The following is a 6,903-nucleotide window of genomic DNA, read 5'->3' as shown; positions in this document are numbered from 1 at the left end:
CGCCAGTTACTGTTCCTCCTGTAAAACTAATCGCTTTAATATCTGGATGTTCAATAATGGCTTGACCAGTTATTGTTCCTAAACCGTGAACGATGTTTAAAACGCCTTTTGGTAATCCTGCTTCGTTACAAATTTCACCTAATAAATAGGCGGTCATTGGAGTAATTTCGCTAGGTTTGGCAATAACACAATTTCCTGCTGCGATTGCTGGGGCAATTTTCCATGTGAATAAATAGAGTGGGAGATTCCAAGGTGAAATGCAACCGACTACACCAATGGGTTGACGAAGTGTATAATTTATAGCTTGTTGACCAACGCTCTCATGACTTTCGCTAGTAAACTGAGTTATTGCATTTCCAAAAAAACGAAAATTACTAGCAGCTCTGGGAATATCTACAGTTTTTGCTAAACCGATGGGTTTGCCATTGTCTTTGCTTTCGGCTTCTGCGAAGCGTTGTAAATTAGCTTCTAGTAATTCTGAAATTTTAATTAAGATGCGACTACGTTCTTCTAGTGTGGTTTGCGACCACGTTGGAAAAGCAGATTTTGCTGCGATATATGCGTTTTCTACGTCTTCTTTGGATGAGTTAGGTATTTGTCCGTATACTTCTCCATTTGATGGGTTGTAGTTGTCTATCCAATTATTTTGAATTGGATTGTGATAGCTACCGTTTATGTAGTTTTGGATGTTCATTTTTTATAAAGGAAAGCAAAAATAGGTTAGAAGAATTCCTTTTTTTATAAGCTCAAGTCTTTTATTTTTTGTGTATTTATGAAAATCATTTTGATGTTTTTCTATATCTTTTTTAAAAAAACTTAATTTGTTATTTATTTCTTTAGATGGTTTTGATAATATGGATTTTTCATTCCAAGTTATCAGGACTAAACTGCAATTTTCGACTATTTTTTCGTTATGTAGTAGTATGTAGTTTGGGGGGTGTAATTTTATAAGATTAAATTCTTTTGGAGTTAATTCTTGTATTCTATTTGTCGTTGAAACATGAGAATACTCTTTTACCCTAATTCTAATTATTTTATCTAGTGAGATAATCTTCTTGTATTTAGATGTTGAGAAATCAATGTTAGTATTCCCTATACTCACGCTAGAAATATATGAGTATAGTACTATATTGTCTTTTTTTATAAAATTTCTAAAACCTCTGTCAAAATGCTTTGTTGGGATGTAATCATTATATGAGTTATGATAGTAATAGCCATTTATTGTATCTAAATCTTGTGAAATTAATTGTACAAAAAAGCGATAACGGTTACCAGTATCAGCAAAAGAAGTATTGGTTACGAACAATAAAATAAATACTACAAGTTTTTTCATTTACAATTTTTTATAAGCCATCACCTTAATCTCTACCACTAAATCTGGATGCGGTAGTTGATGTACTGCGACTGTGGTTCTTGTTGGGCCTGTTTCTACATCAAAAAACTCTGCGTAAGCTTTATTATAACCTGCAAAATCGTTCATATTTACTAAAAAGGAAGTGACATCAACCACATCTTTTAAAGTTGCACCTTCTTTGGCTAGATTTTTTTCGATATTTAATAAAACTTCACGGGTTTGTGTTTCTATATTTAAGCGTTTGGTTCCCATGTTGTCAATAATATCAACACCTGCAATGGTATTGTCTGCTCTTCGCGAACTGGTGCCAGATACAAATATAAAATTGTCTACGCGTTTGGTGTGTGGGTATGCGCCTCTTGGGGTTACGCTTTGTTCTTTGCTCATAACTTACTTTTTATTCGTCATTGCGAAGCAAATTTATATTTGCTGAGGCAATCTCATCATTTGACTTTCTATTTAAAAGATTACCACGTCACTTCGTTCCTCGTAATGATGTTTGTTATTTCAATCCTGCAATTTTATCGTTTTCTAAAATAGCTTCGGTTTTTTGTTTTACTTTTTCTAAAAGTATTTTTAAATTTTCTTTTAAATCTATTTTTTCATCAGATAATAAATTTAAAATAGCTTTGTCTTGAGCTCTTCCTTTTAGCATAGCTTCTCTATACCCAATATCTTCATTGAAAGTAACTAATGAGTATTTTGATGCGTATTCATTAGGGAAATTTTGCTCTAAAGCCATTTCCAATTTACGCTTTTCTTGGAACATAGGATTAGCAACGTGACCTTTCATTTCATGAAAATTATCAATCGCTAAATCTGCGATGGCATCGGTGTCTTTTTTACGCGTTTTTTCGTAAGCCGTAAAAGTAGCTTCCCAACTTTCTAAATTTTTATCTAACACTTTATCAAATTCAACAACATCTTCAAATGAAGCATTCATACCTTGTCCGTAAAACGGAACGATAGCATGTGCAGCATCTCCCATTAAAAGCGTATTACCTTTATAATGCCAAGGTGAGCATTTTACTGTACCTAAAGGCGATGTTGGATTTTTAAAGAAATCATCAATTAAATTTGGCATTAATGCCAAAGCATCTGGGAATTCTTTTTGAAAAAATTCGAGTACAGCATCTTCAGTTGTGAGGTTGTTAAAATTGTATTCACCTTCATCGTAACTTAAAAAAAGCGTCACCGTAAAACTGCCATCTAAATTTGGTAAAGCAATAAGCATAAAACTACCACGAGGCCAAATATGAAGTGCGTTTTTATACGCTTTGTAATCACCATTTTCTTTAGGAAGTATACTTAATTCTTTATAGCCATGAGTTAAATACTCCTGCGAAAAACTAAATAGAAACTTTTTACTTAAATAATAGCTTCTTCGCATTGCTGAACCAGCACCATCGGTAGCAATAATTATATCGGCATCTTCTACAAATTCATCTTTTGTTTTGTAATCTTGAAATAGAGCTGTGGTTTTTTCAAAATCGACTGATCTACATTTTTTATTGAAATAAATGGAAACATTCTCATGTTTTTCGGCTTCGGTTAAAAGCAACCCATTAAGTTCGCCGCGAGAAATGGAGTTAATAAATTCATGTTCTCGTCCGCTATAATTTGATAAATGCGTATTTCCTTTTTTATCATGAATCATTCTACCATGCATAGGAATACAAAGCGCTTTTACTTTGTCTTCAATACCAACAAGTTTCATGGCTTTATTGCCGCGATTAGAAAATGCTAAATTTATAGAACGACCTGCAGAAATATCCACTTTACGTAAATCTGGTCGCATCTCATAAACGGCAACATTATAACCTCTTTGACCTAAACGTAAGGCTAGTAGTGAACCGCAAAGACCTGCGCCGATGATTAGTATGTTTTGTTGTTTATCTTTCATTCTGTCATCCTGAACTTGTTTCAGAATCTCATTATTATTTATATTATAATTCAATTCAAAGTGGATTCCTGCTAAGGCAGGAATGGAAAATCAATTCAAAATATTTTTCAATTTTTCAACCAAATTATAAATATCTTGAAACGAGTTATAAAATGGTGCCGGTGCACATCGAATCACATCGGGTTCTCTCCAGTCGCTTATAACTCCAGCTTCTGTTAGTTTGTTATGTAAATTTTTATTGGCATTTTTTACCTGAATAGATAATTGACAACCGCGTTCTTCTGGGTTACTTGGTGTTATTATTTTTATCGTGTCTTCTCCTAATTGTTTCAAAAGAAACTCAAAATAACTTGTTAGTTTTTTAGATTTTTCTGTTAGTTTTTTAATGCCAACTTCATCGAACATATCGAGTGATGCTTTAATGGCTGCCATCGATAAAATGGGCGGATTACTAAGTTGCCAACCTTCAGCTCCAGGAAGTACATCAAACTCATCACGCATATTAAAACGTGTTTGTTTATTATGGCTCCACCAACCTGTAAATCGGTTTAGATTTTTATCGTGTGCATGACGCTCGTGTACAAAACAACCTGCTAAACTTCCTGGTCCAGAATTTAAGTATTTATAGGTACACCATACGGCAAAATCTGCTCCAGAATCGTGTAAATTTAACTCTATATTTCCTGCGCCATGGGCGCAATCAAATCCAACTAAACAACCGTATTTATGTCCGAGTTCTGTTATTTTCTTTAAATCGAAAAATTGCCCTGTGTAATAATTAACACCACCAATCATAATGAGTGCTATTTCATCACCTTGTTCTTTTAAAATAGTTTCTAAATCTTCGCATCGCAATAATTCTTCGTTTTTGCGAGGTTTCCATAAAATTAATCCATTTTTGTCATCAAATCCATGATGACGTAATTGCGATTCAATAGCATATTTATCAGAAGGAAATGCATCACTTTCAATAAGTATTTTGTAGCGTTTTTGTGTAGGTTTATAAAACGACACCATCATAAAATGAAGGTTTGCAGTCAAGGTATTCATTACAATAACTTCAATGGGTTTTGCGCCAACCACATTTGCCATACTTTGGGTTAAAAATTCGTGATAGCCTAACCATGGATTTTTAGCTTGCGTGTGCCCTTCAACACCTAAATTTGCCCAATCGTCAAGCTCTTGATTGATATAGTTTCTTGTAGATTTTGGCTGTAAACCAAGTGAGTTTCCAGTCATATAAATTAGCTCATTTCCATGTTTGTCTTTAGGAATATGAAATTGGTTTCTGTAATGTGATAAGTCATCATTTTGATCTTGTTCTTTAGCGTAATCAAGACCTTGTTTATAATCGGACAAAGTGAATTGGTTTTCGGTTTCTAACAAAAATAAGAATTATAAATTTAGAAATGAACCGATAAGTTAGACTAAATTTTAGAACAATCTTTTTTGTATATTTAGTAAAACTTTTATACTATGGGAAAAAAAAGAGAGTATACTAATGGAGATGTCACTGTGGTTTGGGAAGCAAAAAAATGCATTCACTCTGCTATTTGTGCAAAGGGACTGCCCGATGTTTTTAGACCCAGAGTAAGACCATGGGTAAGAATTAATGCAGCTACAACTGAGGCTATAATTAGTCAAGTAAAGCGATGCCCTTCTGGTGCTTTAAGTTATTATATGAATGATGAAAAAGATAATGTTGATGAAGAAACCATAGAAACTAAAGTTGAGGTTTTAGAAAACGGACCATTATTGGTTTATGGTACAATTAAAGTAATCCACAAAGATGGAAACGAAGAAATTAAAAATAAAACTACAGCGTTTTGCAGATGTGGTGCATCCAACAACAAGCCTTTTTGTGATGGTACCCATGTAAAAGAAGCTTTTAAAGGTTAAAATTATGTTATTTTAAAAAAAGAAAAGCACTTCATCAATTTGATTGAAGTGCTTTTAATGTATAGGCGCAAATGCGGAAAAAACTACCTATACTTAATAGACTAGCTTAGTCTGTAATTTAGGTGTTATAAATTACAAGAGAACAAAAAAATATTATTCTAAGGTAACTTTTATATTTGTGAAATTAAGATTCCAATTCTCGCCTTGTTTTTTATGTTCTAAAGCTATTTTTATACCCTTAAAATCTTGATGATTTTCAAAAGAAGTAATCATCGATGGCTCTTTTTGGTTACCTTTCCTAAAAATCCATTCTTTAATTAAAAAATCATCAGTATAAAACAAATCATAGGCATCACCAGGCGTATAGCCACCATTATTAGAATATGTAAGAGTGATTTTATTAATCTCTGTTTTACTTATTGGAGCTTCTGTTTTTATGGGATTTGAAATGGTTGTGCCTTCATCCCAAACTAATTGAAACGGCACCAACAACCAAAATTTATCGTTTATAAATCCTTGGTCGGCACGCATTGATAAACTATCGATTGATTTTCTGTTGTAGGTTACGGTGTCTTTAGTAGTCATCATAACAACATCGTTTGTTTTTGGTTTCCAATTCCAAGTCCTTTCAAAATGACTACTATCTCTATCCACATTAAAAGTAAATTGAATTTCGGTAACGTTTTTCCAGTTTTCAAAACCATGAGCATTTGCTATTTTATCAGCAATAGAAAGATCTGGTTGAGCTATTCTTGTTTTAGGTTTTTGCTTACAACTTATAAAAAGCAAAGCTATAAAAGTGATGAGAATGAAGTTTTTCATAAATTTAGATTTTTTGTAAAGATATAATTTGAAGATGACAACCAACAATAAATACTTTAAAACCAATAAAGCCACTTGGAATGAAAAAGTAAAAGTGCATGCTAAAAGCGCAATGTATAATTTGGACGATTTTAAAAAAGGAAAATCGTCGTTAATGCTATACGAGTTAAATGCTTTGGGTAATGTAAATGGTAAATCGCTATTGCATTTACAATGTCATTTTGGGCAAGACACCTTAAGTTGGAGTAGGTTAGGAGCGAAATGTACAGGAATAGATTTAAGTGATGAAGGCATTAATTTAGCACAACAGTTAAATGATGAATTAAAGCTAGATGCAAACTTTGTATGTTGTAATGTTTTTGATACTTCGCAATTTGTAAAAGAAACTTTCGATATTGTTTTTACCAGCTATGGTGTTATTGGTTGGTTGCCAGATTTAAAACCTTGGGGAAAAATGATTGCAGAACGTCTAAAAAAAGGAGGCACGTTTTATATGGTAGAATTTCATCCGATTGTTTGGATGTTTGATTATTTAGAAGGTAAACCTTTTATGAAATATGGCTATATGCAAAACGATGTTATTTATGAAGAATATGAAGGTACTTACGCCAATCAAGAATCGAAAATGATTAGTAAAGAATACGGTTGGAATCATGGTTTGGGCGAAGTGGTTTCGGCTTTAACCGAAGCTGGTTTACATATTGAATATTTAAAAGAATATGATGAAAGCCCGTATAATGTTTTACCAAATTTAATTGAAACTGAAACCGGAATGTTTGTTACAAAAGATAAGTTGTATCCATTAATTTTCGAGTTGAAGGCTACTAAAATTTAGGATTGAAAAGAGGTTTAAAGGTATCTTTAAATAAAAATTTTAATAAGAAATTCTATAGATTGGGTATTGCAAATGTGCTTTTTCGTAATT

At 32.7% G+C, this 6,903-nt stretch carries 8 protein-coding genes; 2 read left to right on the top strand and 6 right to left on the bottom strand.

Annotated elements, in window-relative coordinates; all coding sequences use genetic code 11:
- From AADI82_RS12575 to kynU, 5 genes are all read right to left on the bottom strand, one after another.
- The coding region (locus AADI82_RS12575) for an aldehyde dehydrogenase family protein (RefSeq protein WP_341216777.1) at positions 1-694 on the bottom strand (694 nt) is incomplete at its 3' end.
- Between the two features lie 3 nt (positions 695-697).
- Entirely contained in the window at positions 698-1,333 is a 636-nt protein-coding gene (locus AADI82_RS12570) for a hypothetical protein (RefSeq protein ID WP_341216776.1), read from the bottom strand.
- Positions 1,334-1,741: a RidA family protein gene (locus AADI82_RS12565; protein WP_341216775.1), complete on the bottom strand. Its 408-nt coding sequence runs from the start codon at positions 1,739-1,741 to the stop codon at positions 1,334-1,336. It lies immediately after the preceding gene.
- Between the two features lie 115 nt (positions 1,742-1,856).
- Positions 1,857-3,257 carry an NAD(P)/FAD-dependent oxidoreductase gene (locus tag AADI82_RS12560; RefSeq protein WP_341216774.1) on the bottom strand — a complete coding sequence of 467 codons (1,401 nt, stop codon included), beginning with the start codon at positions 3,255-3,257 and terminating at the stop codon, positions 1,857-1,859.
- A 90-nt stretch (positions 3,258-3,347) separates the two neighbouring features.
- Positions 3,348-4,616 carry a kynureninase gene (gene kynU, locus AADI82_RS12555; protein ID WP_341216773.1) on the bottom strand — a complete coding sequence of 423 codons (1,269 nt, stop codon included), beginning with the start codon at positions 4,614-4,616 and terminating at the stop codon, positions 3,348-3,350.
- Positions 4,617-4,733: 117 nt separating this feature from the next.
- Between kynU and AADI82_RS12550 the strand changes: the two genes are divergently transcribed.
- Positions 4,734-5,156: a (4Fe-4S)-binding protein gene (locus tag AADI82_RS12550; RefSeq protein WP_341216772.1), complete on the top strand. Its 423-nt coding sequence runs from the start codon at positions 4,734-4,736 to the stop codon at positions 5,154-5,156.
- Between the two features lie 153 nt (positions 5,157-5,309).
- Here AADI82_RS12550 and AADI82_RS12545 read toward each other — a convergent pair whose 3' ends face one another.
- Entirely contained in the window at positions 5,310-5,978 is a 669-nt protein-coding gene (locus AADI82_RS12545; RefSeq protein WP_341216771.1) for a hypothetical protein, read from the bottom strand.
- Positions 5,979-6,012: 34 nt separating this feature from the next.
- Here AADI82_RS12545 and AADI82_RS12540 point away from each other — a divergent pair, with 34 nt between their 5' ends.
- Positions 6,013-6,813 (top strand): class I SAM-dependent methyltransferase, encoded by an 801-nt coding sequence (locus tag AADI82_RS12540; RefSeq protein ID WP_341216770.1) that lies wholly within the window; start codon positions 6,013-6,015, stop codon positions 6,811-6,813.
- Positions 6,814-6,903: the final 90 nt, after the last annotated feature.

The sequence above is a fragment of the uncultured Wocania sp. genome, assembly GCF_964021735.1.
Classification (GTDB): Bacteria; Bacteroidota; Bacteroidia; order Flavobacteriales; family Flavobacteriaceae; genus Wocania_A.
The sequence above is the reverse complement of the archived record's forward strand: the minus strand, read 5'-3'. Positions and strand labels throughout refer to the sequence as shown.

Bases quoted from the DNA above. Each gene is read 5' to 3' on its own strand.
- AADI82_RS12550 (WP_341216772.1), top strand. From the start codon at position 4,734: ATGGGAAAAAAAAGAGAGTATACTAATGGAGATGTCACTGTGGTTTGG.
- AADI82_RS12540 (WP_341216770.1), top strand. From the start codon at position 6,013: ATGACAACCAACAATAAATACTTTAAAACCAATAAAGCCACTTGGAAT.
- AADI82_RS12565 (WP_341216775.1), bottom strand. From the start codon at position 1,741: ATGAGCAAAGAACAAAGCGTAACCCCAAGAGGCGCATACCCACACACC.
- AADI82_RS12545 (WP_341216771.1), bottom strand. From the start codon at position 5,978: ATGAAAAACTTCATTCTCATCACTTTTATAGCTTTGCTTTTTATAAGT.
- AADI82_RS12560 (WP_341216774.1), bottom strand. From the start codon at position 3,257: ATGAAAGATAAACAACAAAACATACTAATCATCGGCGCAGGTCTTTGC.
- AADI82_RS12570 (WP_341216776.1), bottom strand. From the start codon at position 1,333: ATGAAAAAACTTGTAGTATTTATTTTATTGTTCGTAACCAATACTTCT.